Source organism: Kribbella sp. HUAS MG21 (assembly GCF_040254265.1).
Lineage (GTDB): Bacteria > Actinomycetota > Actinomycetes > Propionibacteriales > Kribbellaceae > Kribbella.
In genome coordinates, this window is sequence record NZ_CP158165.1 from 2,026,409 (window position 1) to 2,048,776 (window position 22,368).

General features: G+C 70.5%; 27 protein-coding genes. 10 read left to right on the forward strand and 17 right to left on the reverse strand.

Annotated elements, in window-relative coordinates; translation table 11 throughout:
- Positions 1-2: 2 nt before the first annotated feature.
- Positions 3-443 carry a MarR family transcriptional regulator gene (locus ABN611_RS09595; protein ID WP_350279460.1) on the reverse strand — a complete coding sequence of 147 codons (441 nt, stop codon included), beginning with the start codon at positions 441-443 and terminating at the stop codon, positions 3-5.
- Positions 444-499: 56 nt separating this feature from the next.
- Positions 500-844: a helix-turn-helix domain-containing protein gene (locus tag ABN611_RS09600; protein ID WP_350279461.1), complete on the reverse strand. Its 345-nt coding sequence runs from the start codon at positions 842-844 to the stop codon at positions 500-502.
- Between the two features lie 72 nt (positions 845-916).
- On the opposite strand from ABN611_RS09600, the gene ABN611_RS09605 reads away from it, so the two are divergent.
- Both ABN611_RS09605 and ABN611_RS09610 read left to right on the forward strand, forming a co-directional pair.
- Positions 917-1,594, forward strand: coding sequence for an NAD(P)H-binding protein (locus ABN611_RS09605; RefSeq protein ID WP_350279462.1), 678 nt, complete (start codon positions 917-919; stop codon positions 1,592-1,594).
- A gap of 45 nt (positions 1,595-1,639) precedes the next feature.
- The gene (locus ABN611_RS09610; protein ID WP_350279463.1) at positions 1,640-2,314 is read left to right on the forward strand and encodes an SIS domain-containing protein; all 675 of its coding nucleotides are present in this window, start codon (positions 1,640-1,642) and stop codon (positions 2,312-2,314) included.
- 1,238 nt (positions 2,315-3,552) lie between these two features.
- On the opposite strand, the gene ABN611_RS09615 is transcribed toward ABN611_RS09610, so the two are convergent.
- Entirely contained in the window at positions 3,553-4,311 is a 759-nt protein-coding gene (locus ABN611_RS09615; protein WP_350279464.1) for a GntR family transcriptional regulator, read from the reverse strand.
- A gap of 200 nt (positions 4,312-4,511) precedes the next feature.
- Here ABN611_RS09615 and ABN611_RS09620 point away from each other — a divergent pair, with 200 nt between their 5' ends.
- Entirely contained in the window at positions 4,512-5,459 is a 948-nt protein-coding gene (locus ABN611_RS09620; RefSeq protein WP_350279465.1) for a glutathione S-transferase C-terminal domain-containing protein, read from the forward strand.
- On the opposite strand, the gene ABN611_RS09625 is transcribed toward ABN611_RS09620, so the two are convergent.
- Complete coding sequence (locus ABN611_RS09625) at positions 5,460-6,041, reverse strand: TetR/AcrR family transcriptional regulator (protein WP_350279466.1); 582 nt, start codon at positions 6,039-6,041, stop codon at positions 5,460-5,462.
- A 50-nt stretch (positions 6,042-6,091) separates the two neighbouring features.
- Here ABN611_RS09625 and ABN611_RS09630 point away from each other — a divergent pair, with 50 nt between their 5' ends.
- The gene (locus ABN611_RS09630; protein ID WP_350279467.1) at positions 6,092-6,763 is read left to right on the forward strand and encodes a haloacid dehalogenase type II; all 672 of its coding nucleotides are present in this window, start codon (positions 6,092-6,094) and stop codon (positions 6,761-6,763) included.
- Here the strand turns inward: ABN611_RS09630 and ABN611_RS09635 are convergent.
- Both ABN611_RS09635 and ABN611_RS09640 read right to left on the reverse strand, forming a co-directional pair.
- The gene (locus ABN611_RS09635) at positions 6,745-8,034 is read right to left on the reverse strand and encodes an ArsB/NhaD family transporter (RefSeq protein WP_350279468.1); all 1,290 of its coding nucleotides are present in this window, start codon (positions 8,032-8,034) and stop codon (positions 6,745-6,747) included. The two genes, ABN611_RS09630 and ABN611_RS09635, sit on opposite strands and share 19 nt — an antisense overlap.
- A 16-nt stretch (positions 8,035-8,050) precedes the next feature.
- Entirely contained in the window at positions 8,051-8,497 is a 447-nt protein-coding gene (locus tag ABN611_RS09640; protein WP_350279469.1) for a CBS domain-containing protein, read from the reverse strand.
- A 259-nt stretch (positions 8,498-8,756) separates the two neighbouring features.
- Between ABN611_RS09640 and nhaA the strand changes: the two genes are divergently transcribed.
- From nhaA to ABN611_RS09655, 3 genes are read left to right on the forward strand one after another with little or no spacing between them, the layout of a single operon-like run.
- Entirely contained in the window at positions 8,757-9,971 is a 1,215-nt protein-coding gene (nhaA, locus tag ABN611_RS09645; RefSeq protein WP_350279470.1) for a Na+/H+ antiporter NhaA, read from the forward strand.
- Positions 9,972-10,018: 47 nt separating this feature from the next.
- Positions 10,019-10,465, forward strand: coding sequence for a phage holin family protein (locus ABN611_RS09650; RefSeq protein WP_350279471.1), 447 nt, complete (start codon positions 10,019-10,021; stop codon positions 10,463-10,465).
- 50 nt (positions 10,466-10,515) lie between these two features.
- The gene (locus ABN611_RS09655) at positions 10,516-11,373 is read left to right on the forward strand and encodes an alpha/beta hydrolase (protein WP_350281620.1); all 858 of its coding nucleotides are present in this window, start codon (positions 10,516-10,518) and stop codon (positions 11,371-11,373) included.
- Here the strand turns inward: ABN611_RS09655 and ABN611_RS09660 are convergent.
- The 6 genes from ABN611_RS09660 to nth are packed head-to-tail and all read right to left on the reverse strand — an operon-like array spanning position 11,360 to position 15,872.
- On the reverse strand, positions 11,360-12,040 hold the full coding sequence (locus ABN611_RS09660) for a hypothetical protein (protein WP_350279472.1): 681 nt from the start codon (positions 12,038-12,040) through the stop codon (positions 11,360-11,362). The genes ABN611_RS09655 and ABN611_RS09660 overlap by 14 nt on opposite strands.
- A gap of 1 nt (position 12,041) precedes the next feature.
- Entirely contained in the window at positions 12,042-12,542 is a 501-nt protein-coding gene (locus tag ABN611_RS09665) for a SigE family RNA polymerase sigma factor (protein WP_350279473.1), read from the reverse strand.
- Positions 12,543-12,578: 36 nt separating this feature from the next.
- Positions 12,579-13,751: a MarP family serine protease gene (locus ABN611_RS09670; RefSeq protein ID WP_350279474.1), complete on the reverse strand. Its 1,173-nt coding sequence runs from the start codon at positions 13,749-13,751 to the stop codon at positions 12,579-12,581.
- Complete coding sequence (locus tag ABN611_RS09675) at positions 13,748-14,500, reverse strand: CoA pyrophosphatase (protein ID WP_350279475.1); 753 nt, start codon at positions 14,498-14,500, stop codon at positions 13,748-13,750. The genes ABN611_RS09670 and ABN611_RS09675 overlap by 4 nt, the downstream gene beginning before the upstream one ends.
- Positions 14,497-15,108, reverse strand: a complete 612-nt coding sequence (locus ABN611_RS09680; protein ID WP_350279476.1) for a TlpA disulfide reductase family protein — start codon at positions 15,106-15,108, stop codon at positions 14,497-14,499. Before ABN611_RS09680 ends, ABN611_RS09675 begins: the two co-directional genes overlap by 4 nt.
- Positions 15,108-15,872 carry an endonuclease III gene (nth, locus tag ABN611_RS09685; RefSeq protein WP_350279477.1) on the reverse strand — a complete coding sequence of 255 codons (765 nt, stop codon included), beginning with the start codon at positions 15,870-15,872 and terminating at the stop codon, positions 15,108-15,110. Before nth ends, ABN611_RS09680 begins: the two co-directional genes overlap by 1 nt.
- Before the next feature lie 135 nt (positions 15,873-16,007).
- On the opposite strand from nth, the gene ABN611_RS09690 reads away from it, so the two are divergent.
- Positions 16,008-16,685, forward strand: a complete 678-nt coding sequence (locus tag ABN611_RS09690) for a Crp/Fnr family transcriptional regulator (protein ID WP_167203704.1) — start codon at positions 16,008-16,010, stop codon at positions 16,683-16,685.
- A 91-nt stretch (positions 16,686-16,776) separates the two neighbouring features.
- Here ABN611_RS09690 and ABN611_RS09695 read toward each other — a convergent pair whose 3' ends face one another.
- The 5 genes from ABN611_RS09695 to ABN611_RS09715 form a co-directional block, all read right to left on the reverse strand.
- Positions 16,777-17,796 (reverse strand): type IV toxin-antitoxin system AbiEi family antitoxin domain-containing protein, encoded by a 1,020-nt coding sequence (locus tag ABN611_RS09695; RefSeq protein WP_350279478.1) that lies wholly within the window; start codon positions 17,794-17,796, stop codon positions 16,777-16,779.
- Between the two features lie 155 nt (positions 17,797-17,951).
- On the reverse strand, positions 17,952-18,665 hold the full coding sequence (locus ABN611_RS09700; RefSeq protein WP_350281621.1) for an MBL fold metallo-hydrolase: 714 nt from the start codon (positions 18,663-18,665) through the stop codon (positions 17,952-17,954).
- 47 nt (positions 18,666-18,712) lie between these two features.
- Entirely contained in the window at positions 18,713-19,534 is an 822-nt protein-coding gene (locus ABN611_RS09705; protein WP_350279479.1) for an NUDIX hydrolase, read from the reverse strand.
- A gap of 90 nt (positions 19,535-19,624) precedes the next feature.
- Positions 19,625-20,086: a RidA family protein gene (locus ABN611_RS09710; RefSeq protein ID WP_350279480.1), complete on the reverse strand. Its 462-nt coding sequence runs from the start codon at positions 20,084-20,086 to the stop codon at positions 19,625-19,627.
- A complete protein-coding gene (locus ABN611_RS09715) occupies positions 20,083-20,244 on the reverse strand; it encodes a DUF4177 domain-containing protein (protein WP_130386959.1) in 162 nt (53 codons plus the stop codon). The genes ABN611_RS09710 and ABN611_RS09715 overlap by 4 nt, the downstream gene beginning before the upstream one ends.
- A 49-nt stretch (positions 20,245-20,293) precedes the next feature.
- Here ABN611_RS09715 and ABN611_RS09720 point away from each other — a divergent pair, with 49 nt between their 5' ends.
- Both ABN611_RS09720 and ABN611_RS09725 read left to right on the forward strand, forming a co-directional pair.
- On the forward strand, positions 20,294-21,244 hold the full coding sequence (locus ABN611_RS09720) for an ArsA-related P-loop ATPase (protein WP_350279481.1): 951 nt from the start codon (positions 20,294-20,296) through the stop codon (positions 21,242-21,244).
- Positions 21,241-22,362 carry an ArsA family ATPase gene (locus ABN611_RS09725; protein WP_350279482.1) on the forward strand — a complete coding sequence of 374 codons (1,122 nt, stop codon included), beginning with the start codon at positions 21,241-21,243 and terminating at the stop codon, positions 22,360-22,362. Before ABN611_RS09720 ends, ABN611_RS09725 begins: the two co-directional genes overlap by 4 nt.
- Positions 22,363-22,368: the final 6 nt, after the last annotated feature.

A 22,368-nucleotide genomic window follows, 5' to 3' on the forward strand; every position in this document is an offset into this window, starting at 1 on the left:
CGCTACTCCTGGTGATAGGCCAGGAGCTTGCCGAGGATCGTGCTCAGCCGGTTCCGGTCGGTGGCCGACAGCGGCGCGAAGATCTCCTCCTGCGCCTTGCCGACCAGGTTCGTCAGCCGCCGGTAGTGCCGCTTGCCCGCGGTCGTGATCGTGATGATGTTGCGGCGGCCGTCGGCCGGGTCCGGGCTGCGTTCGACGTACCCGTCGGCCTCGAGCTCGTTGAGCGCGGCAACCACATCGCTGCGGTCGATCGAGCTGCGCCGCCCGAGGTCCGCCTGGCTGGCCGGGCCGAACTCGACGAGCGTCGCGAGCAGCCGGAAGTGGTACCCGCGGGCACCGCCGGCGGCGAACGACTCGGCGACGATCCGCTGGGCCTGGGCGGCGCTCTGGGTCAGCAGCCAGCTGGGCAGTTGGGTCAGGGCGGTCGGGGTCTGCTCATCCACCCGCGCAGTCTAAGTGGTCAGCGGTTCGCCGGCCGCGACGGGAGCGTTGGCGGGACCTACGATTCGCGGGCGTCCAGGAGTTCGTCCCAGTGGTCCTGGGCCCATTCGCACATCACCCGCAGCGGTTCGAGCAGGCTGCGGCCGAGGTCGGTCAGCTCGTAGGTGACCCGGCGTTCGTCCTCGGTCCGCAGTACGAACCCGTCCCGCTCGAGGGTCCGCAGCGACTGGGTCAGCACCTTCGGGCTGACCCGCGCGAGGGGGACGCGGAGCTCGGAGTACCGGCGGGGACCGTCCTCCAGGCAGCGCAGTACGAGGACCGCCCACTTGTCACCGCCGACCCGGAACGGGAGCAGCGTCGAGGGGCAGATCTCCTCGAACATGTCCGCACGCAGCGCCTCCATGCCCTCCAAGGTATCCAATCGGTAACCACCCCTCCTTCTACGGTCGCCGTACCACTTTTCAAGGAGGTTGCGGTGAGCAAGATTCTGGTGATCGGCGCCCGCGGACGCGCCGGCAAGGCGGCCGTCGCGGAGGCGGTCGGCCGCGGACACGAGGTACTCGGCATCACGCGTACGGCGGACGACGGAGCGGCCGGGGACGTGACCGACGCGGGGCAGGCGGCGTCGGCGGTCGGGAACGTGACCGACGCGGGGCAGGCGGGGTCGGCGGTCGGGGACGTGACCGACGCCGCGCGGATCGCGGAGTTGGCGGTGGGGCGGGATGCGGTGATTGCGGCGGTGTACGACGGTGGGGCGGATCCGAGTGAGTTCTTCCCGGCGGCGGCGCGGGCGCTGGTCGAGGGGCTGGAGAAGGCGGGGGTTCGGCGGCTCGTGTGGGTCGGACTCGCGTCGATCCTGCCGACCGCGGCCGGTCCGCTGCTGATGGACACCGTGGGATACCCGAACGAGTACCGGTCGTTCTTCCTCGCCCACCAGGCGGCGCTGGACATCTTCGCCGCCTCGTCACTGGACTGGGTGTCGGTGGCACCGACCGGCGACTTCAACCATGCCGATCCGACGCGCAAGGGCACGTACCGGGTGGCACCTCCGAACGCCGCGGAGCTGATCTCGTACGCCGACCTCGCCATCGCGCTGGTCGACGAGATCGACCACCCGGCGCACCGCCGTACCGCGATCGGAGTAGCGGTCTAGACGGGTGGGTGGCCGCGCCCGGCGGCCGGACGATAGGTTCGGGGCATGGCTGGGGCCGAGGAGTACTTGGGCAAGGCGTTGGCGATCGCGCAACAGGCGGCCGACACGCAGCTGGGCGCGATCCGGGTAGCGGCCGGGCTGGTCGCGGACGCGCTCGCCGGCGGGAGGACGTTCTGGGTTTTCGGGACCGGGCACAGCCACACGCTGGCCGAGGAACTGTACGGGCGGGCCGGCGGGCTGGCCGACGTACGCGCGATCCTCGAACCCGGGCTGATGCTGCACGAGGGCCTGCAGAAGAGTTCGCTGCTGGAGCGGCTCCCCGGCCTGGCCGACGTACTGCTGGAGATCAACCCGCTGGCTGCCGGCGACGTAGTACTCATCGCGTCGAACTCCGGGCGGAACGCCGTACCGGTCGAGTTCGCGCTGGGCGCGCGGGAACGTGGCGTGCAGGTGATCGCGCTGACGTCGCTGGCGCACTCCAACGCGGTCACGTCCCGAGCTCCCGGCGGCCAACGCCTCTTCGAAACCGCCGACGTGGTCATCGACAACTGCGGCGTACCAGGCGACGCCCTCATCACAGTCCCCGGTACGCCGGAACCCACCGGCGCCACCTCCACCCTGGTAGGCGTCCTACTCCTCCAGGCCCTAACAGTAGAAGTAGTCACCCGCCTGACAGAACGCGGCCAAACCCCCAACGTCCTACGCAGCCTGAACGTATAGCCCCCGCGCACTACGCAGCCGCTTCCTTCGTCGCTCCGCTCCTCAGCACAGCTGCTCCGTGCGCTCCCACCCACCCCGGGCTGAGCGCCCGGACATCTGTTCCGGCTTGCGCCGGGAGATTCCGGCTCGCGCCGGTTGTCTTCCGGCATGCGCCGGGCTTCCGGCTGACGCCGGTTCTTCCGACTTGCGCCGGTTCTTCCGGCTTGCGCCGGGGTTTCCGGCTTGCGCCGGGAGTTGTCGGCGGCCGCCGACCTGTTGCGAGCTGCCGCTCGCGGGGCACCTCTCGGCCGGCGCCCTACTACTTCGCGTCCGCTACGCGAGCTCCTTCGTCGCCCGCTACGCGGCCCGCTGTACAGGTGCCGCTATAGGCCAACCCAGCTGACGGATCAGTGCTGCAGTTCCTCTCGGCCAACGCCCTGGCCTCGGGCCGGATCCTTCCGCTGGTCGACATCCCGAGCCTCGTCGTTCTGGGAATACCTAATGGTGACTGGCGATATGGCATTGCATGTTCCCGGTCACCATTTGCTATGCACAGTTGGCGTCTGGAGCCGACAACACCTGGCGGCGGGTGGAATTGCACGGGCCGAGCGATGGCGGCCGGGAATCCCACGAGCAGGCACGACACCCTGGCTGCGGTCGCGCACGGCGGCGTGGTTGCGGTCGCGCCCCCGCCGCGTGGTTGCGGTCGCGCCCCCGCCGCGTGGTTGCGGTCGCGCCCCCGCGGCGTGGTTGCCGTCGCGCACTGCGGCGTGGTTGTGGTCGCGCGGCGTGGCTGCGGTCGCGCGCGGCGGCGTGATTGTGGTCGCGGCGTGGTCTCGTCACTGCGCCCGGTTCGTCGGCGGCGCGTGACCTTGGCAGTCGCTCGCGAGCGGTAGCTCGCATGACGCCGGCGGCAGCCGGCAACTCCCGGTGTCAGCCGGATGGATCCCGGTGTCAGCCGGAATGACCGGCGTCAGCCGGAACCCGCGGCGTCAGCCGCATGTACCGGCGTCAGCCGGAGGGCCCGGCGCTGGCCGGAAGAACGCGGCGTTCGCCGGAACCCGCGGCGTCAGCCGCATGTACCGGCGTCAGCCGCATGTACCGGTGTCAGCCGGAGGGCCCGGCGCTAGCCGGAAAGAAGGTTCCGGGCGTCAAGCACGGGGTGGGAGCGCGCGTAGCAGGTGTGCTGAGGAGTGGAGTGACGAGGGAAGCGTCTGCGTAGCACGCGTGGGTCGACCACCTCGCACACTCACCACACCTCAGGTCGCGCGGTACGCGACGGTGATGTCGTAGCGGTCTGAGCGGTATGTCGAGATGCCGAATTCGATGACCTGGTCGGTGGCGGTGCGGGGAGCCGAGGTGATGATCAGGCAGGGGGTGGTGTTGTCGATCTCCAGGAGTTCGGCGTCGGTCGGGTCGGGTGGGGCGGCGACGATCGAGGCGGAGACCATGCCGAGCGTCACGCCGTACCTGGTGGAGAGTTCGGTGTAGAGGGACTTCTCGGCGAAGTCGATCTCGTCGAGGCCGGGGTAGCGGTTCAGGGAGAGGGCGGTGCGTTCGATCGCCATCGGGTCACCGTCGGCGGTGCGGAGGCGGACGAGGTGCAGGACGGGGGTGCCGACCGGTTCCTCGAGTTCGCGGGCGAGGTCCTCGTCGGCGGCGCCGACGCGGTGTTCGAGGACCTTGGCGCCGGGCTTGATGCCGCGGTTGATCATGTCCTGGCTGAACGACGACGCGAGCATCCGCGACGGGCGCGGCTCGGCGACGAACGTGCCGCCGCCGGGGCGCCGGTTGGCGAGGCCTTCGGCGACGACGCGGTCCACCTCCTGGCGGACGGTCATCCGGGCCACGCCGAAGCGTTCGGCGAGCACGCGCTCGGAGGGCAGCACGGTGCCGACGGCCAGCGAGCGGGTGAGGTTCTTCAGAATCTCGCGGATCTGGTCACCCTTGGGACGATCCGGGCGCAGCTCGGTAGGGAGCTCGGCGAGGTCGCCGGGGTTGTTCCGTGGGCGGGCCATGAGGTCAAGTATCCCTGGGAATCTGCCCGGCAAACCGGTTGCCGGGGTACGCGGGCCGCGGCGTGTCCTACCGCGCAAGACATCCACGACGACGTTGTCGCGGACGACCTTGTCAGCCCGACTGTAACGTCCGGTGCCACTTCACGGCCAGTGACCGTCCACACCCTCAGCCAATTCGCAGCAGGGGTAGTTTTAGCGCTATGACCCCGGGACAGTTCGCGCAGGAGACCTCGTCGGCCGGCGAGTGGAAACGCCAGGGCAACAGGTTCACCGGCCGGATCACCCGCGATTCCGCCGCGGCGCCTGGCGAAGGGCCGGACGACCAGGGCCGCTGGCCGGTCGAGCCGGGCCGGTACCGGTTGGTGGTCAGCCTCGCCTGCCCGTGGGCGCACCGCTCGATCATCGTCCGCCGGCTGCTCGGCCTCGAGGACGCGATCGGTCTCGCGGTCGTCGACCCGATCCGCGACGACCGCGGCTGGCGGTTCACGCTCGACCCGGACGGGCGCGACCCGGTGCTCGGCATCGCGTTCCTGTCGGAGGCGTACCTGCGCACCGATCCGTCGTACGACGGCCGCGTGACGGTGCCGGCGATCGTCGACACGCTGTCCGGCGAGGTCGTCACGAACGACTACCCGCAGATCACTCTCGACCTCTCCACCGAGTGGACGGAGTACCACCGCGCCGGCGCGCCGCAGCTGATCCCCGCCGACCGCGCCGAGATGGACGAGCTGATCGACGAGATCTACCGGGACGTGAACAACGGCGTGTACCGCTGTGGTTTCGCGACCACCCAGGAGGCGTACGGCGAGGCGTACGACGCCCTGTTCGCGCGGCTCGACGTACTCGAGAAGCGGCTCGCGGACCGCACGTACCTGCTCGGCGACACGCTGCGCGAGGTGGACGTCCGGCTGTTCACGACGCTGGTGCGCTTCGACGCGGTGTACCACGGGCACTTCAAGTGCAACCGGCAGAAGCTGACCGAGTTCCCGAACCTGTGGGCGTACGCGCGCCGGCTGTACCAGCTGCCCGGCTTCGGCGAGACGGTCGACTTCGACCAGATCAAGCGGCACTACTACGTCACCCACGACAGCATCAACCCGACCGGCATCGTCCCCAAGGGCCCCGATCCCCGGGCGTGGACCGACTGATCAGGCCGCGAGGGCAGTCAGCGCAGCGTCGACCGCCGACCGCAGCTGTGCGCGCGTCGCACCCGACCGCGACCGCAGGTTGATCGCGTAGGACAGCAGCGTCAGCAACTCCGCTGCCCCGACCACCTCCACCCCCGCCCGCAACTCCCCGTTGCCCTCAGCAACCTTCAGCGCGGCAGCCAGTGCGTCCCGCAGTACGGCGTGATGCTCGGACAGCACGGCCCGCACGGCGTCCGGCGGGTCCTCGGCGTTGGCGTTCGCCATCATGCAACCCCAGCCCGCGTACTCACCCGAGCACCGCAGCCGCAGCAACTGGTCGAAGAACGCGCGTACCGCGACGAGACCGCGCCCGTCCGCGGCCAGCTGCCCGAACATCGGCCGGGACCGGTGCTCGAGGTACCGGCGGGCGGCCGCCGCGTACAGGTCGTCCTTGCCGCCGAACGCGTTGTACAGGCTCGACCGGCTGAGCCCGGTCGCCGCGACCACGTCCTGGATCCCGGTCGCCGCGCTCCCGCGCCGCCAGAACAGCTGCTCGACCGTGGCCAGTACCTCCGCCTCGTCGAAATGTTTGACATCCGCCATACCCAGCAGCATATCTTGGAACGACCGATCCAAGATGGCGAGGAGCCGTGATGATCGACGTACTGGTGCTCGACGTCAACGAGACCCTGACCGACATGGAGCCGCTGCGGGACGGGTTCGAGGCGGCCGGGCTGCCGCGCGCAACACTCGACATCTGGTTCGCGGAGATGCTGCGGGACGGGTTCGCCCTCGCCACGGTCGGCGAGTACGTCGTTTTCCGCGACCTCGCCGCGGAGCTCCTCGAGGCGAAGCTCGTAGTGGCTGGGATCGAGCCGAGCGAGGAAACCGTGACGACGGTGCTCTCCGGATTCACCCGGTTGCCGCTGCACCCCGACGTGGAGCCGGGACTCCGAAGAATCCACGAGGCCGGCATCCGGATCGTGACGCTCACGAACGGCGCTGCAGCGATGTCCGAAAACGTGTTCCGCAACGGCGGAATCCTGCCGCTGCTCGAGCACCGGCTCGACGTGTCCGTGCCGCGCCGCTGGAAGCCACACGCAGACGCCTACCGGTACGCCGCCGAGGTCTGCGGCGTCCCCGTCGAGCGGATGGCGCTGGCCGCGGTGCACCCGTGGGACATCGACGGCGCACACCGGGCCGGGCTGCAGACGTGCTACATCGACCGGCGCGGAACGCCGTACCCTAAAACGTTTTCCGCACCGGACGTCAGCGCCCCGGATTTCCGGGCCCTCGCGGACATCCTTCAGGAGAACGCGAAGTAGCGCAGCCAGAGGTACGGCGCCGCGACCAGGATCGTGATCGCGGTCATCACCACGCCCTTGCGGGTGAACGCCCAGAAGCTGATCGGATGCCCGGCCCGGAGCGCCAGCCCGATCACGACGACGTTCGCGCTGGCGCCGATCGCGGTCGCGTTGCCGCCGAAGTCGGCGCCGATCGCCAGCGCCCACCAGAGCGCGTCGGCCTGCCCGGGGTGCGCGATCCCCCGGGTGAGGTCGGCGACGACCGGGCTCATCGTGGCGACGTACGGGATGTTGTCGATGACACCTGACAACAGCGCCGACACGAACAGGATCAGCATCGCGGCCAGCAGCGTGTGCCCGCCGGTCACCGAGCCGACCCAGCCGGCCAGGTCCGCAATCACCCCGGTCTTCACGAGCGCGCCGACCATCACGAACAGACCGGCGAAGAACAGCAGCGTCTGCCACTCGACGCTGGACATGTAGTCCCGGGTCGGGACCTTCGAGATCAGCACGAGCAGTCCGGCGCCCAGCAGCGCGACCACGGACGGCTCGACGTGGAACGCCGCGTGGCCGACGAAGCCGGTGAACACCAGCAGCAGGACGACGCCGCACTTGATCAGGAGCCCCCGGTCCTCGATGGCCTCCCGCTCGTTCAGCCGCATGACGTCGTCCACCCGCGCGGGATCGACGCCGAAGGACCCCTTGAACAGGCGCGGCAGCACCAGCGTGAACACCACGAGCTCGATCGCGACCAGCGGCGCCATGTGCAGCAGGAAGTCGTTGAAGGTGAGCCCCGAGCGGCTGGCGATGATGATGTTCGGCGGGTCGCCGATCAGTGTCGCGGCGCCGCCGATGTTCGACGCCATCACCTCGGCGATCAGGAACGGGATCGGGTCGATGCCGAGCCGGTCGCAGACCAGTAGCGTGACCGGCGCGATCAGCAGCACCGTGGTCACGTTGTCGAGGAACGCCGAGGCGGTCGCGGTGATCAGCGTCAGCAGGATCATCACCCGCAGCGGCGAACCCTTCGCGCGCTTGGCCGCCCAGATCGCGACGTACTCGAAGACGCCGGTCCTCCGGAGCACGCCGACGATCACCATCATCCCGAACAACAGGAACACGACGTCCCAGTCGATCCCGGTCTCCGGCGAGTAGAACGCGTGCTCGGAGTCGGTGACGCCGAGGGCGAGCAGGACGGCCGCGCCGCCGAGCGTGGCGAGCAGCTTGTGCGTCCATTCGGTCGCGATCAGCACGTACGCGACCACGAACACCGCGATCGCGATGATCGTCATCGCGCCGCCCCGCAGGTCAGCGCGTGGTGACGGCGAGCTCCAGCAGACGGGACGCCGTGATGGCACCGATGATCTGGTTGTCGCGGAGTACGGCGACCAGCGGGCAGCGCAGGCGCGCCATCATCGCGGCGATCTCCAGCAGCGTGTCGTCGTGGTTCACGACCGGGATCTCCCGGGGCTCCTCCGGCAGCAGCTTGCGGACCGTCAGGCCGCTCAGCTTGTCGGCCACCCGGTCGGCCAGCGGCTCGTCGATCACCCGGGCCAGCGACGGGTCGTCCTGCACGTAGCTCGGCACCAGGAAGCGCACCACCTGCGACGCGGGCAGTACGGCGTACGGCGAACCGTCGGGCTTCGTCACGATCAGCCCGGGCAGGCGCCGCGTGGCCAGCAGCCGGGCCGCCTCCAGCGCGTCGTCGTCCAGCTTCACGACCGGGAAGTCCTCGGCCATCTGCTCTCCGTGCACACCTGCAGCCTACGTCGGGAGCCGCGAGTTCGGTGATGTCCCTCACAGACCTCTGACACAGCACGGCGCCTCCGGGACAACGGCAACGGACCCGAACCCCGGCCGGGGCACGGGTTTGCCGACCAGACTTCCCGGCGCACCGCGCCCAACCCTGCCCGAAACCCGCTGTCCGGGCAAACGCCGACCGTTAGAATGCTGGTGGTGCGCCGGGAAGTCTGGTCGGCATTCGTCCGAGCGATCCCGAACGAAGGGCCGACCCATGAGCCAGCACGCACGGATCCGGCAGCGCAGGCGTGCCTTCCCCCGGATTCTCGGGCGGGAGCGAGCGATTCTCGCCGACACCCTGCGCGCCGAGACCACCGGCGGACTCCTGCTGCTCGCCGCCGCCGTCATCGCCCTGGCTTGGGCGAACTCGCCGTGGCAGGATGCGTACCACGACCTGCGGGAGGTCCACCTCGGCCCGCTCACCGTCGAGGCCTGGGCCTCCGACGGTGCGCTGACGCTGTTCTTCTTCCTGGCCGGTGTCGAGCTCAAGCGTGAGCTGGTCGTCGGCACCCTGTCGAAGCTCAACGAGGCCGTCGTCCCGGTCGTCGCGGCGATCGCCGGAATGGTGCTCCCGGCAATCATCTACCTGATCACGAACCTGGTCGCCGACGCCGGCAAGCCGCACGGCTGGGCGGTGCCGACCGCGACCGACATCGCGTTCGCACTCGCCGTCCTCGCGATCGTCGGCTCGTCGCTGCCGAGCGCGCTGCGCGCGTTCCTGCTCACGCTCGCGGTGGTCGACGACTTCGGCGCGATCCTGGTCATCGCGGTGTTCTTCTCGCACGGTTTCCACCTGATCCCGCTGCTCGCCGCCGTCGCCCTGATCGCGCTCTGGTACGTCCTCCAGCGGCGCCGCGTCGGTACGCCGTTCCTCTACGTGCCGATCGCCCTCGCCGCCTGGTGGTTCATGCACGAGTCCGGGATCCACGCGACGATCGCCGGCGTCGCGCTGGGGCTCGTCACCCGGGTGGTCGCGGATCCCGGTGAGAAGCACGCCCCCGCCGAGCGGATCGAGCACCGGCTGCGGCCGTGGTCGGCGGGCGTCGCCGTACCGCTGTTCGCGCTGTTCGCCGCCGGCGTGACGCTCAGCGCGGACGCCGTACGGCAGCTCGTGACCGATCCGGTCGCGATCGGAGTCGTGGCCGGGCTGCTGCTCGGGAAGACGATCGGGGTGTTCGGCGGGTCGTGGCTGACGGCCCGCTTCACCCGGGCCGAACTCAACTCGGACCTGGCCTGGCGGGACGTCGCCGCGGTGTCGGTACTGGCCGGCATCGGGTTCACGGTCGCGCTGCTGATCGCCCAGCTCGCGTTCGGGGACGACGCCGCCCAGGTCGACCGCGCGAAGGCCGCCGTCCTGATCGGCTCGGTCGCGGCCGCGCTGATCGCCGCCCTGCTCCTGGCTCGCCGCAACCGCGCGTACGCCGATTGACGCGCGCGCCGAGCGGTAGTGTCGGGGCACGGACGGAAGGAGTTGCGATGTCGATGGGGCAGAACGGGGACGAGCCCACGGTCGGCCAGCTGGTGGCGAACGCCAGCAAGGACCTGTCCAGCCTGGTCCGCAGCGAGCTCGAGCTCGCGAAGACCGAGCTGAAGAAGACCGCGGTCGCGGCCGGGACCGGAGCCGGGATGTTCGCGGCCGCCGGGTTCCTCGCGCTGCTCGCGGTGATCCTGCTGTGCATCGCCGCGGCGTACGGGCTGACCGCGGCCGGCCTGCACCCGGCCATCGCGTTCCTGATCGTCGCCGGCGCCTTCCTGCTGATCGGCGCGATCCTGGTGCTGATCGGGATGCGGATGCTGAAGAGTGCGAAGGGTCCGCAGCGGACCATCGAGACCTCGAAGGAGTCGGTCGAGGTCCTGAAGGCGATCGGCAAGGGCGACGAGGACGAGACGTACGCCCTGCCTGAGCCGGGCGTACGGCGCTGAGCCCGGCGGGCGTCGTCGACCTGCTGGTCGACGGCCCCTGGTCGCACTCACTGGTCGCGGCCAACGGGGCCCGGTTCCACGTCGCGGATTGCGGCGCCGCGGACGATCCGCTCGTCCTGTTCCTGCACGGCTTTCCGGAGTTCTGGTGGGCATGGCGGCATCAGCTGCCGGTCGTCGCGGCCGCCGGGTTCCGCGCGGTGGCGATGGACCTCCGGGGGTACGGCGCCAGCGACAAGACTCCCCGTGGGTACGACCCGTACACCGCGGCCAACGACGTGTCCGGCGTGATCCGCTCGCTCGGCGCGGCGGATGCGGTCGTCGTCGGGCACGGCTGGGGCGGGTTCATCGGCTGGTCGGCCGCCGTACTCACGCCTCGGCAGATCCGCGGGCTGGCCGCGGTGTCGGCGCCGCACCCGCTGGTGCTCGCCCGGGCCGGGCAGACCAAGGCCGTGGCGCGGACGGCGTGGTTCCAGCTGCCGGTCCTGCCCGAGCGCCGGCTGCTCGCACACGACGGCATCCACATCGAACGACTGCTGCGGGACTGGTCCGCTCCCGGCGGCACGTTCCCCGACGCGGAGGCGTCGCGCCGCTATCGCGCCGCGCTACAGGTCTGGCCGGCACCGCACTGCGCGCTCGAGTACCACCGCTGGTTCGCCCGGTCCCGGCTGCGCCCGGACGGCCGAAAGTACTCGGCAAAGATGCGCACACCGGTCGCCGTACCGGTCCTGCAGCTGCACGGCGCACAAGACGCGGCCGTCTCCCGCAGCGCGACCACCCCGCCACACCTCGTCACGGCACCCCTCCGGCACGAACTGATCAACTCAGCCGGCCACTTCCCGCACGAAGAGGCGCCCGAGCTGTTCAACCGCCTCTTGGTGGAGTGGCTGAAGTCCATCACCGCGCGGTGACCTTCCAGCTGCCGCCAACCTTCTCGACCCGGTAGGTCACCGACTGCTGGTACTTCGCGCCGCAGCCCCACGTCATGAAGGTGTGGACCTCTGCCTGATCGCCGCGGTAGACGATGGGATCCAGGAAGACGATCGGTATCCGTCCCGGCGTGCACGAGACCGGAGACTCGGGGCCGCCCCAGCGCACTGGTGCCACCGGCCTCACCGCGTCCGCGATCTGAGCCTTGACCCCGGGCGAGAAGGTGATGGCGGGTTTCACCCCCGGGGGATGGCCGCCGTTCACCTGGACCGCCTCCCAGTCGCCACCGCCGTCGGGCTTGAACCGCCGGAGCAGGTCGACGGTCACGGCACCCCAGATCTCGCCGCCGTTCGTGAAGGGCGGCAGCGGCACCGTTGAAACCGTGTACGGACGCGCCGGTGAGCGTGTTACCGCGGCGGTCGCTGCCGGGGACACCGAGTCCGCCGGGGACACCGGGTCGGCCGGGCCCAGGCGGCCGACGCCGTACAGCACACCGGCCAGTACTGCGACGACCGCCGCGGCCGCGAGCAGGGCGGGCGTCGGACGACGCCGCTTGGGTGCCTCAGGCAATCGATCGGCAAGGCTCTCCTTGCCGGCGAAGGTCTCGCGCAGCAGCTCGCCGAGTTCGTCGTCGGTCAGCTTGGGCATCTCAGTTCTCCTCGGCAGACAGGGTGGCGCGCAGGGCCGCCAGCCCGCGGGTGGCGTTCGACCTGACGGTGCCGGGCGCGATCCCGAGCAGCTCAGCGATCTCGACGTCGGGCAGGTCTTCGTAGTAGCGCAGGACGAGGACGGCGCGCTGCTGGCGGGGCAGTCTGGCGAGCAGCCGCCAGGCGGCGTCGCGCTGGGCCTGCCGGGCGCCGATGTCCTCACCCGACGGCTCCTCCGCCGGCTCGGCGAGCGCGATCTCGCGGCTCTTCAGCAACCGTCGCCAGCCGAGGAACTCGTTGACCACCATCGTCCGCAGGTACGCCTCAGGATGGTCGAGCTCGATGATCCGGCTCCAGCGCCGGTGTGCCCGGGCGAAGACCGTCTGCACGAGATCCTCAGCGCTGTGCACACTCCCGGTGAGCATCAGCCCGAGCCGCAGCAGCCGGCGCTCACTCGCCCGGACCAGCTCCTCGAACGAGAGCCCGCTCGTCGTCACCGTCATACCCCTTCAATGCGGCGTACGGCGGGAAGTGCTGCATCAGGTACAGGACTGGGTGGAGACCTCTTGGGTGGCGGTGGCGCCGGCTTTGGCGTTGGCGGCTACCTGTTGGGCGGTGAGGACGTAGCCGGTGCGGTTGTCCTCCACGGAGGCGGCGAAGACGACGCCGTAGACCGTGCCCTTGGAGGACAGGAGCGGGCCGCCGGAGTTGCCGGGGCGGACGGATGCCCAGATGGAGAACGCCTCGCGGGTCACCGTCTTGTCGCCGTAGATGTCGGGGCCGCGGAGGCGTTCCTCGGAGCGGATCCGAGCCGGTTCGGAGTCGAACGGGCCGTTCTCCGGGTAGCCGAGGACGACGGCCGGGGCGTCGGCTTTGCCGGTGAGGTCGAACGCCAGCGGCTTCTCGGGGAGGTTGCGCACGTAGAGCACCGCGATGTCGGTCTCCGGGTCGAACACGACGACCTTGGCGTCGTACTTCTTGCCGTTCACCTCGACCTGCGGCGAGCTGACGCCGGCGACGACGTGCGCGTTCGTCATCACCCGCTGCGGGGCGTAGACGAAACCGCTGCCCTCGAGGCCGCGCGAACAGTTCGCGACCCCGGTGACCTTCGCGATCCGGGTGTACGCGTCGCGGACCGGCTGCTGCCGGGCGATCGCGCTGTCCGGCGGCTGCGTCTCCCGGATCCGCTCCGGCACGAACGGGTCGAGGAAGCGCGGGAACAGGTCGGTGTTGACCACGTCGTTGAACGACTGCAACGCCCGGTCGGCGCTCTCCGGCAGGACCTGGTCGGTCTTCGCCAGCACCTCCGAACCGCGGACCGCGGACGTGACGCTGGGGATCCGCGCTCCGCTGACCGCGACACCGAGCACCCACGCGACGATCAGCACCGACGCGGCCGCCAGCGCCGCACCGCCGAGCGCGTCCAGGAAGCGGATCGGCTTCCACGACAGCTTGTCTCTGACTCTGGACCCGATCAGGGCCCCGAGCGTTCGCCCGATCGAGGCGAGCAGCACGACCAGCACCAGCGCCGCGAACGACACCGACACGCTCGGTGAGAAGTTGTCCAGGACCTTCGGCACGCCCCAGACGCCGAGCGCCGCGCCGCCGAGCAGGCCGAGGGTCGCGCAGGCGCCCAGCACGAAACCCTCGATGTACCCCGAGATCGCCACCAGCGCGGTGACGATCAGCAACGCCCAGTCGAGCTTGCTCACTCCACACCTTCCGGCTCGGGACCCTGCGCTTGGCCGAGGTCGTGCTCGATGGCGGTCAGCCGTCGTACGTCCTCCGGCCGCCGTCCCTCGCTCCGCCAGGCCGCCTCGACCAGTCGGTCGGGCAACGGTACGACGTTCGAGGGGTCCCAGTCGCGGTACCAACCGCCGAGCAGCAGCAATTTGTCGAGCAGCCCGGCGGTGAAGCCCCAGATGTAGAGGTCGCCGATCGTGAACGCCGGACCGGTGAACCCGCTCGGATGCAGGCAGCTGATCCGGTTCACCGGGTCGGCCAGCGCGCTCAGCGGCACCTGGTGCACGGACGCGACCTCGGCCGGGTCGACGACCGCGACCGGCGACGGCTCCCGCCACCAGGCGAGCACCGGCGACACGCCGAAGTTGCTCACCGGCACCCAGAGCGCGGGCCAGATCGCGAACGGCACCACGCCGTCCGGGTCGAGCCCGGTCTCCTCCTCGGCCTCGCGCAACGCGGTCCGGATCAGCCCGGCGTCCCCGGTGCCGTCCTCGGGGTCCGCGCCGCCGCCCGGGAACGCCATCTGCCCGGCGTGCTTGCGCAGCGTCCAGGCGCGCTCGGTGAGCAGCACCTCCGGGCCCTCGTTGCCGTCAGCAAGCAAGATCAGGACCGCGGACTTCCGCACCGACGGGTCGTCGGGAGGCAGGAACCGGGACAGCACGTTCGGGTCGACGTCCTCGGACGCCTTGGCCAGCGGCCCCAACCAGTCCGGGATCAAGGCGTGACTCCCAGCTTGTCCTCGACCAGCTGGTCCAGCTGCTGCTGGGACGTCAGTACGCCGCGGTGCACGTAGGCGACCGCGCCGTCGGCGTTCACGAACGCGGTCAGCGGCGGGCCGCCGACCTTCAGCGCCCGCTGGATCGCCTTGTCCTGGTCCTTGACGTGGGGGTAGTCGAGGCCCTGTTCGGCCGCGAACTTCACCGCGAGCTCCGGTCGCGGGTCGGCGTAGTCGATGCCCAGCATGCTCACCTTGCCCGACTTCGCGAGGGCGGCGAGGTACGGCGCTTCGTCACGGCAGGGCCCGCACCACTGGGCCCACACGTTGACCACGAGCGGGCCGCGCAGATCCGCGAGGCGCACGTCCGGCCCGTTGCCGAGGCACGGGAGGCTGACGTCCGGCAGCCCGTTGCCGACCGGCGGCTTCGAGGGCGTCGCCGGGCAGGCCTCCAGCTTGTCCGCCCCGGTGACGGCGCTCCGCCCGGGCGACGACGCACCCGGCTCATCGGCCGCCTCCGCTCCACACGCCGCCAGTGTCGCCGACAACACCAGCACGACCGCCCCTGCGCGGAGCGGTCGGCCGGTGCGGGTCGGCGTACGGCGGAACATCAGGCGGGAACCTTGACCAGCTTCGCCGCTGTGTCGGGGTCGGTGGGGCCGGCGCCGTACGACGGGCACCACTGGGCGATCGGGCAGGCGCCGCAGGCCGGCTTCTTCGCGTGGCAGCGGCGGCGGCCGTGGAAGATCAGCCGGTGCGACAGCATCGTCCAGTCCTTCTTCGGGAACAGCGCGCCGATCAGGTGCTCGACCTTGACCGGATCCTCCTCGGTCGTCCACCCGAACCGGCGGACCAAGCGGCCGAAGTGCGTGTCGACGGTGATCCCGGGGACGCCGAAGGCGTTGCCGAGGACCACGTTCGCCGTCTTCCGGCCGGTGCCGGGGAGTTTGACGAGCTCCTCGAGCTTGCCGGGCACGACACCGTCGTACTCGTCGACGAGGGCCTGGCCGAGCTTGATCACACTGTTCGTCTTGGCGCGGAAGAAGCCGGTCGGCTTCAGGATCGCCTCCATCTCGTCCCGGTCGGCCTCGGCGTACGCCTGGGCGGTCGGGTACTTGGCGAACAGCGTCGGGGTCACCTTGTTCACCGTGACGTCGGTGGTCTGGGCCGACAGGATGGTGGCCACGAGCAGCTCGAGCGGGGTGCTGAAGTCCAGCTCACAGTGCGCGTCGGGGTACGTCTCGGTGAGCACCTTGTGCATCTTGCGGGCCCGGCGGACCAGCTGGGTGTGCGTCTCCTCGACGTACACCGGGGCCTTGCGGGGAAGCTTCAGCGGGACCACTGCGAGCGGCTCCGCGACACGCGGGGATGGCATGGAGGCAAGCCTACGTGGCGGTGCCGACACCCGAGGGGCTACGGTTTTGTGGCGACCGGGTGTACACATATCGGTCGACGGACGTGGCCGATCCCACGTCCGGAGTCGTGGTCGAAGGTCCTAGGAGGCCCAGAAGTGGATGCCGCAGTGCTCCGACAGGCACCGCTGTTCAGTCAGCTCGACGACGAGGCGGCCGACGCGCTGGCAGCCTCGATGACGGAGAGCCGGCTGCGCCGCGGCCAGGTGCTGTTCCACGAGGGCGATTCCGGTGACCGGCTGTTCATCGTGGTCGAGGGCAAGGTCAAGCTGGGCCGCACCTCCGCCGACGGCCGGGAGAACCTGATCGCCGTGCTCGGCCCGGGGCAGATGTTCGGTGAGCTGTCGCTGTTCGACCCGGGGCCGCGGTCCGCGACCGTCACCGCGGTCACCGACGCCTCGCTGATGTCGCTGACCCACGACGAGCTGCTCCGCTGGCTGGACGGCCGCCCCGCCGTGGCCCGCGGCCTGCTGCTGCAGCTGGCCTCCCGGCTGCGCAAGGTCTCCGACGTGGTGGCCGACCTGGTGTTCTCCGACGTACCGGGCCGGGTCGCGAAGGCGCTGCTCGACCTCGCCAGCCGCTTCGGCCGGACCGCCGACGACGGCGTCCACGTCCACCACGACCTCACCCAGGAGGAGCTCGCCCAGCTGGTCGGCGCCTCCCGGGAGACCGTCAACAAGGCCCTCGCCGACTTCGCGTCGCGCGGCTGGGTCCGCCTCGAGCCGCGTTCCGTCGTACTGCTGGACGTCGACCGGCTCCAGCGCCGCGCCCGCTGATCCCGGACCGATCACCCGCCCCCACGGGACCCCACCGCCCGCGCGCCACCACGCACCGCCGTCCGATTCGCGGCCGGGCGAACCCTCCAGTTCAGGGGATATCCACCGAGCTGGAGGGTTGCCCACTGAAAATATGAGGGGGCAACCCTCCAGTTGAGCGGGCAACGCTGGGCGCTCCGGCGCGGGCGAAGGCCTGCCGGATGCGCGTGATCAGGCGGTCGGGGTGCTGGAGGTCCGCCCAGGTGACACGCACGACCTGAAGACCCAGAGCGCGCAGGCGGTCCTCCCGTAGCTTTTCCCGGATCAGCGCTTCACGGTCGCCGTCGGCGTACTTGAGCAAACCGTCGAATTCGACCACCGTCCGCTCCGCGGCGAAGAAGAAGTCGACCCGGCCGACGAAGCCGGCAGCATCCGTGAACACCGCCTGGAGCACCGGCGCCGCCAGGCCGTACGTGTGCAGCAGCACCCGTAGCCGCGACTCGCCGACCGACTCCGCCAACGGACTGCTGAAGTCGAGCGCCGCCCGCGCCGTCGCGCTCCCGGGCCAGAAGGCTGTGACCTCCAGCAACCGCTCCAGTTCAGCCTCTCCGATCGGACGATCCCGTCGTACGGCGTCCGCGCTGACCACTGCGGCTTCGAAGGACGACGTACACGCCATCTCGAACAGGGACCGTGCCACCGTCGTGACGAGAAGGCCACCGGCCGTGGTCAGATCCGAGTCTGTGAGCTTGCCGCGATGGTGCCGTACGCCGGCGATCCGGCCGCCGCGGTGCCGGTCGAGGCGGCTGAGGTGGACGTCGTCCAGGTCCGCTCCCCACAGTGGTACGCCGTGCATCACCAAGGCGGACTGATGGCTCACGGCAGCGGTCCCGGGCGTCATGGAGTTCATCACCGCATGGACGAGGCGCCGGTGGTGCACCGTCTGTTGCTCCCACGGCGGGAGATGGCCCAGGTCGACCGCCTCGGCGTACTGACCGTGGCGCATCCGCTCCCATCGGCCGTCCTGGATCCGCTCGTGGATCTGTCCAAGGGTGTAACCGCAGCGCGCTGCCTGGGCACGGCTGAAGACGCCGCCCTGCGCCTCGGCGAGCAACTTCAACTTCGGGTTCACCTACCAAGCATCGGCCGTTTCACCCACCCCCGCCGACCGCCGCCCACCAACCTGTGGATAACCGCGAACCCTCTATCTCGGTGGGCATCCACTGAACTGGAGGGTTGCCCACTGAAATTCTCGGTGGGCAACCCTCCATCTGAGCGGGCAAGCCGCTAGCTCAAGTAGTCGAGCTGGGCGCGGACCGAGCGTTCGGCGGCGGGCCACAGGGACTTGTCCACGTCGGCGTACACGTGCTCGACGACCGCCTCCGGGGTGGTGTGGCCCTCGGCCAGCGCCGCCCGGACCTGGGCGAGACGCTCCTGGCGGTGCTCGAGGTAATAGGTGAGGACCCCGGCCGGGTCGTCGACGACCGGGCCGTGGCCGGGGAGCAGGCGCGCGACGCCGGCCGGTGAGTTGGCGAAGGCGCGGAGGCGTTCGAGGGAGTCGAGGTACGGTCCGAGGGCGCCGTCCGGGTGCGCGACGACCGACGTACCGCGACCGAGGACCGTGTCGCCGGTGAGCAGTGAGCCGTCCTGCGGGAGCCAGAAGCAGACCGAGTCGAGGGTGTGGCCGGGCGTCGGGAGTACTTCGATGCGCAGCCCGTCGGCGGTGATCACGTCGCCTTCGGCGAGGCCGTGCGCGTGGTCGGTCGGGATCCGGAAGCCCGGGTCGACCGCGCGGACGCCGCAGCCGGCCTGGTTGGCGAACCACGCGGCGCCCTCGGAGTGGTCCGGGTGCTTGTGCGTGAGCAGCACGACGGCGACCTTTCCGGCCTCGTCCAGTACGGCGCGCAGGTGGTCCTCGAGCAGCGGGCCGGGGTCGACGACCACGGACCGTTCGGCGCCGGGTGCGCGCAGGATCCAGGTGTTGGTGCCGTCCAGTGTCATCAGGCCGGGGTTGTCGGCGCGGACCAGGGTGGCGTGGTCGGTGACGTTCACAAGGTCTCCAGATAGGCCCGGTCGCCGTCGATCCGGACGGTGGGCATGATCGTCCGGATCTCGCGATCGCCGGCCGCGGCCAGGATCGCCGGTACGTCGTCGTACTGCGAGAGCTCGTGGCAGCAGACGTACGTCGGGGGCAGCATCAGCATCACGCCCGCGTCGACGGCCGCGACCGCGGCGGCCGGGCGGATCCAGGTGACCTGGTCGGACTCGCTCGTCACGTCGCGGGTGAGCTGGCCGGCCGGGAGGGCGGCGACGAAGAACGCGGTGTCGTAGCGCTTCGGCTCGAACTCCGGGGTGATCCAGTGCGCCCAGGCGCCGAGCAGGTCGGCCCGGAGCAGCAGGTTTCGCCGATGCAGGAAGTCGGCGAACCGTAGCCGGCCCGCTTCCAGCGCGACCCGGTCCGCCTCCCAGTCGGCGCCGGTGGTGTCCGCGACGACGGTCTCGGTGGAGGGCCCGGCGAGCAGTACGCCGGACTCCTCGAAGGTCTCACGCACCGCCGCGGCGACGTACGCTGCCGCAAGCTCCGCCGAACACCCGAGCCGCTGCGCGAAATGCTCAGGCGGCGGCCCCGACCAGGCATCGGCGATCGCCGAATCCGCCGGATCCACCCGCCCACCCGGAAACACCGTCATCCCCGCCGCGAACGCCATACTCCGCTGCCGCCGCAGCAGGTACACCTCCGGCCCGCTGTCCCGGAGGAGGATGACTGTGGAGGCGGGACGCGGGGTGACCGGGGTGCGGGTGCCGCGGGCGTACTCCAGCGCGGTCTCGGCCATCCGGCCGGTCATCAGCTCCGAGCTCAAGTCACGCACGGCCGGCTCCCGAGTTCCACTGGCAGACGGCCGCCCACGACTGGGAGCACCCACTCGCGGCGGCCGTTCGGCTCGGCGTCGTACGGACGATCAGTTGACCTCGACGATCAGTTCGATCTCGACGGGGGCGTCGAGGGGGAGGACGGGGACGCCGACGGCGCTGCGGGCGTGCTGGCCGGCTTCGCCGAAGACCTGGCCGAACAGCTCGGAGGCGCCGTTCGCGACCTGGGGCTGGCCGGTGAAGTCGGGGGTGGAGGCGATGAACGCGACCGCCTTCACGATCCGCTTCACGTTCGCCAGGTCGCCGATCTCCGCCTTGACCGCGGCCAGGGCGTTCAGCGCGCACTGCTGGGCGCACTCACCGGCGATCTCCGGCGTGACGGCGTCGCCGACCTTCCCGGTGGCGATCAGCGCGCCCTCGCGCAGCGGCAGCTGACCGGACGTGTACACCAGGTCACCGGTGCGCAGCGCCGGCACGTACGCGGCGACCGGCTTGGCCACCTCGGGCAGCTTCAGGCCGAGCTCCGCGAGCTTCTCCTCGGGGTGGCTCATTTGTCCTCGATCTCCCGCTTGAAGTAGGCGACCAGGTTCTCCGGGTTCATGCCCGGGACGACCTGGACCAGCTCCCAGCCGTCCTGGCCGAAGTTGTCCAGGATCTCCTTGGTCGAGTGGACCAGCAGCGGCGCGGTGAAGTACTCGAACTTCTTCATAACAGGGGACTCTAACCGTGTGTCCTGGCCCACGTCCTACCCTGGGCGTATGGCGCGACTGCACGTGGTCACCGGTAAGGGGGGCACCGGGAAGACGACCGTCGCGGCCGCCATGGCGCTGGCGCTCGCCGAGGAGGGCAAGCGGGTGCTGCTGTGCGAGGTCGAGGGCCGCCAGGGGCTCGCCCAGCTCTTCGACGTACCCCCGCTGCCGTACGTCGAACGCCGCATCGCGCACGGCCCCGGTGGCGGCGAGGTGTTCGCGCTGGCCGTCGACGCCGAGGCCGCGCTGCTCGAGTACCTCGACATGTACTACCACCTCGGCCGCGCCGGGAAAGCGCTGGAGAAGGTCGGCGCGATCGACTTCGTCACCACCATCGCCCCGGGCCTGCGCGACGTACTGCTCACCGGCAAGGTCTACGAGGCGACCCGCCGCAAGGCGCACGGGAAACTCGCGTACGACGCCGTCGTCCTGGACGCCCCGCCGACCGGGCGGATCGCGCCGTTCCTGAACGTGAACCACGAGGTCGCGGGGCTGGCCAAGGTCGGCCCGATCCGCAACCAGGCGGACGCGATCATGGGCATGTTGCGTTCGGACGTCACCCGGATCCACCTCGTCACGCTGCTCGAGGAAATGCCCGTCCAGGAAACGCTGGACGCGGTCGAGCAACTGGAGGCGCTGGACCTGCGCATCGGGTCGATCGTGGTGAACATGGTCCGCAACAGCCCGCTCGACGACGACGCGCTCGCCCTGGCGGTGAAGGAGAAACTGCCCGCCGCGGAGCTGTCCAAGGGCCTGAAGGCGGCCGGCATCACGATCGGCGACGACCTGGTGGAGACACTCGCGGCCGAGGCGCACGACCACGCGGTCCGCGTCGGGCTGGAACGCGAGAACCGCGACCGGATCGATGCCCTCGGCAAGAAGGTCACTGAGCTGGGCCTGCAACTGGACGGGATCGACCAGGGCAGCCTGCTCGACCTGGCAGAGGAGTTCCGCGCGTGAGCGAGCTCGATCTGGATGCGTTGATCGACGATCCGAAGACGCGGATCGTCGTCACCTGCGGTGCGGGTGGCGTCGGCAAGACGACCACGGCGGCCGCGCTGGGACTGCGCGCCGCGGAACGCGGACGGAAAGTCGTCGTACTCACGATCGACCCGGCGCGCCGGCTCGCGCAGTCACTCGGGCTGACCGAGCTGGACAACACCCCACGCGCGGTCGCCGAGGTGAACGCCGCGAACGGCGGCCGGCTGGACGCGATGATGCTGGACATGAAGCGGACGTTCGACGACGTCGTGCTGCAGCACGCGACGCCGGAGAAGGCCGAGCAGATTCTCGCGAATCCCTTCTATCAAGCGCTTTCCTCGTCGTTCGCCGGGACGCAGGAGTACATGGCGATGGAAAAGCTCGGGCAGCTGCACAAGCAGGCCGAGCGGACCGGCGACTGGGACCTGATCGTGGTGGACACTCCCCCGTCGCGGTCGGCGCTGGACTTCCTGGACGCGCCCGAGCGGCTGGCCTCCCTCCTCGAAGGCCGGTTCCTCCGGCTGCTGCTGGCGCCCGCCCGCGGCCCGTTCAAGCTGATGTCGGCGGGCGTGAACATGGCGATGTCGGTGCTGAACAAGGTGCTCGGCGCCCAGGTGCTGACCGACGTACAGACGTTCGTGGCGGCGTTCGACACGCTCTTCGGCGGGTTCCGGCAGCGGGCGGAGCAAACGGTCGCGTTGCTGCGGGAGCCGCACACCGCGTTCCTCGTAGTCGCCGCGCCGCAGAACGACGCGCTGCGCGAGGCGTCGTACTTCGCCGAGCGGCTGCGCGCGGAGGGAATGCCGCTGGCCGGCGTCGTGCTGAACCGGGTGACGAACACGCAGGCCCCGGAGCTGTCCGCGGAGCGGTCGCTCGCCGCGGCCGAGAAGCTCGAGGAAGCGGACAAGTCGCCGCTGACGGCCGCCGTATTGCGGTTGCACGCCGACAAGATGCAGCAGGTCGTCGGCGACCACAAACGCGCGGACCGCTTCCGCCGCGGCCACCGCTCGATCCGGACCGTCGAGGTCCCGGCCCTCCCCGACGACGTCCACGACCTCACCGGTCTACGCCAGATCGGCGCCCTGCTCACCGCCTGATTTCAC

Bases quoted from the DNA above. Each gene is read 5' to 3' on its own strand.
- ABN611_RS09600 (WP_350279461.1), bottom strand. From the start codon at position 844: ATGGAGGCGCTGCGTGCGGACATGTTCGAGGAGATCTGCCCCTCGACG.
- ABN611_RS09635 (WP_350279468.1), bottom strand. From the start codon at position 8,034: ATGACGATCATCGCGATCGCGGTGTTCGTGGTCGCGTACGTGCTGATC.
- ABN611_RS09630 (WP_350279467.1), top strand. From the start codon at position 6,092: ATGATCGACGTACTGGTGCTCGACGTCAACGAGACCCTGACCGACATG.
- ABN611_RS09720 (WP_350279481.1), top strand. From the start codon at position 20,294: ATGGCGCGACTGCACGTGGTCACCGGTAAGGGGGGCACCGGGAAGACG.
- ABN611_RS09680 (WP_350279476.1), bottom strand. From the start codon at position 15,108: ATGTTCCGCCGTACGCCGACCCGCACCGGCCGACCGCTCCGCGCAGGG.
- ABN611_RS09665 (WP_350279473.1), bottom strand. From the start codon at position 12,542: ATGACGGTGACGACGAGCGGGCTCTCGTTCGAGGAGCTGGTCCGGGCG.
- ABN611_RS09615 (WP_350279464.1), bottom strand. From the start codon at position 4,311: ATGGCCCGCCCACGGAACAACCCCGGCGACCTCGCCGAGCTCCCTACC.
- ABN611_RS09610 (WP_350279463.1), top strand. From the start codon at position 1,640: ATGGCTGGGGCCGAGGAGTACTTGGGCAAGGCGTTGGCGATCGCGCAA.
- ABN611_RS09700 (WP_350281621.1), bottom strand. From the start codon at position 18,665: ATGACACTGGACGGCACCAACACCTGGATCCTGCGCGCACCCGGCGCC.
- nth (WP_350279477.1), bottom strand. From the start codon at position 15,872: ATGCCATCCCCGCGTGTCGCGGAGCCGCTCGCAGTGGTCCCGCTGAAG.
- ABN611_RS09625 (WP_350279466.1), bottom strand. From the start codon at position 6,041: ATGGCGGATGTCAAACATTTCGACGAGGCGGAGGTACTGGCCACGGTC.
- ABN611_RS09650 (WP_350279471.1), top strand. From the start codon at position 10,019: ATGTCGATGGGGCAGAACGGGGACGAGCCCACGGTCGGCCAGCTGGTG.
- ABN611_RS09620 (WP_350279465.1), top strand. From the start codon at position 4,512: ATGACCCCGGGACAGTTCGCGCAGGAGACCTCGTCGGCCGGCGAGTGG.
- ABN611_RS09660 (WP_350279472.1), bottom strand. From the start codon at position 12,040: ATGCCCAAGCTGACCGACGACGAACTCGGCGAGCTGCTGCGCGAGACC.
- ABN611_RS09710 (WP_350279480.1), bottom strand. From the start codon at position 20,086: ATGAGCCACCCCGAGGAGAAGCTCGCGGAGCTCGGCCTGAAGCTGCCC.
- ABN611_RS09715 (WP_130386959.1), bottom strand. From the start codon at position 20,244: ATGAAGAAGTTCGAGTACTTCACCGCGCCGCTGCTGGTCCACTCGACC.
- nhaA (WP_350279470.1), top strand. From the start codon at position 8,757: ATGAGCCAGCACGCACGGATCCGGCAGCGCAGGCGTGCCTTCCCCCGG.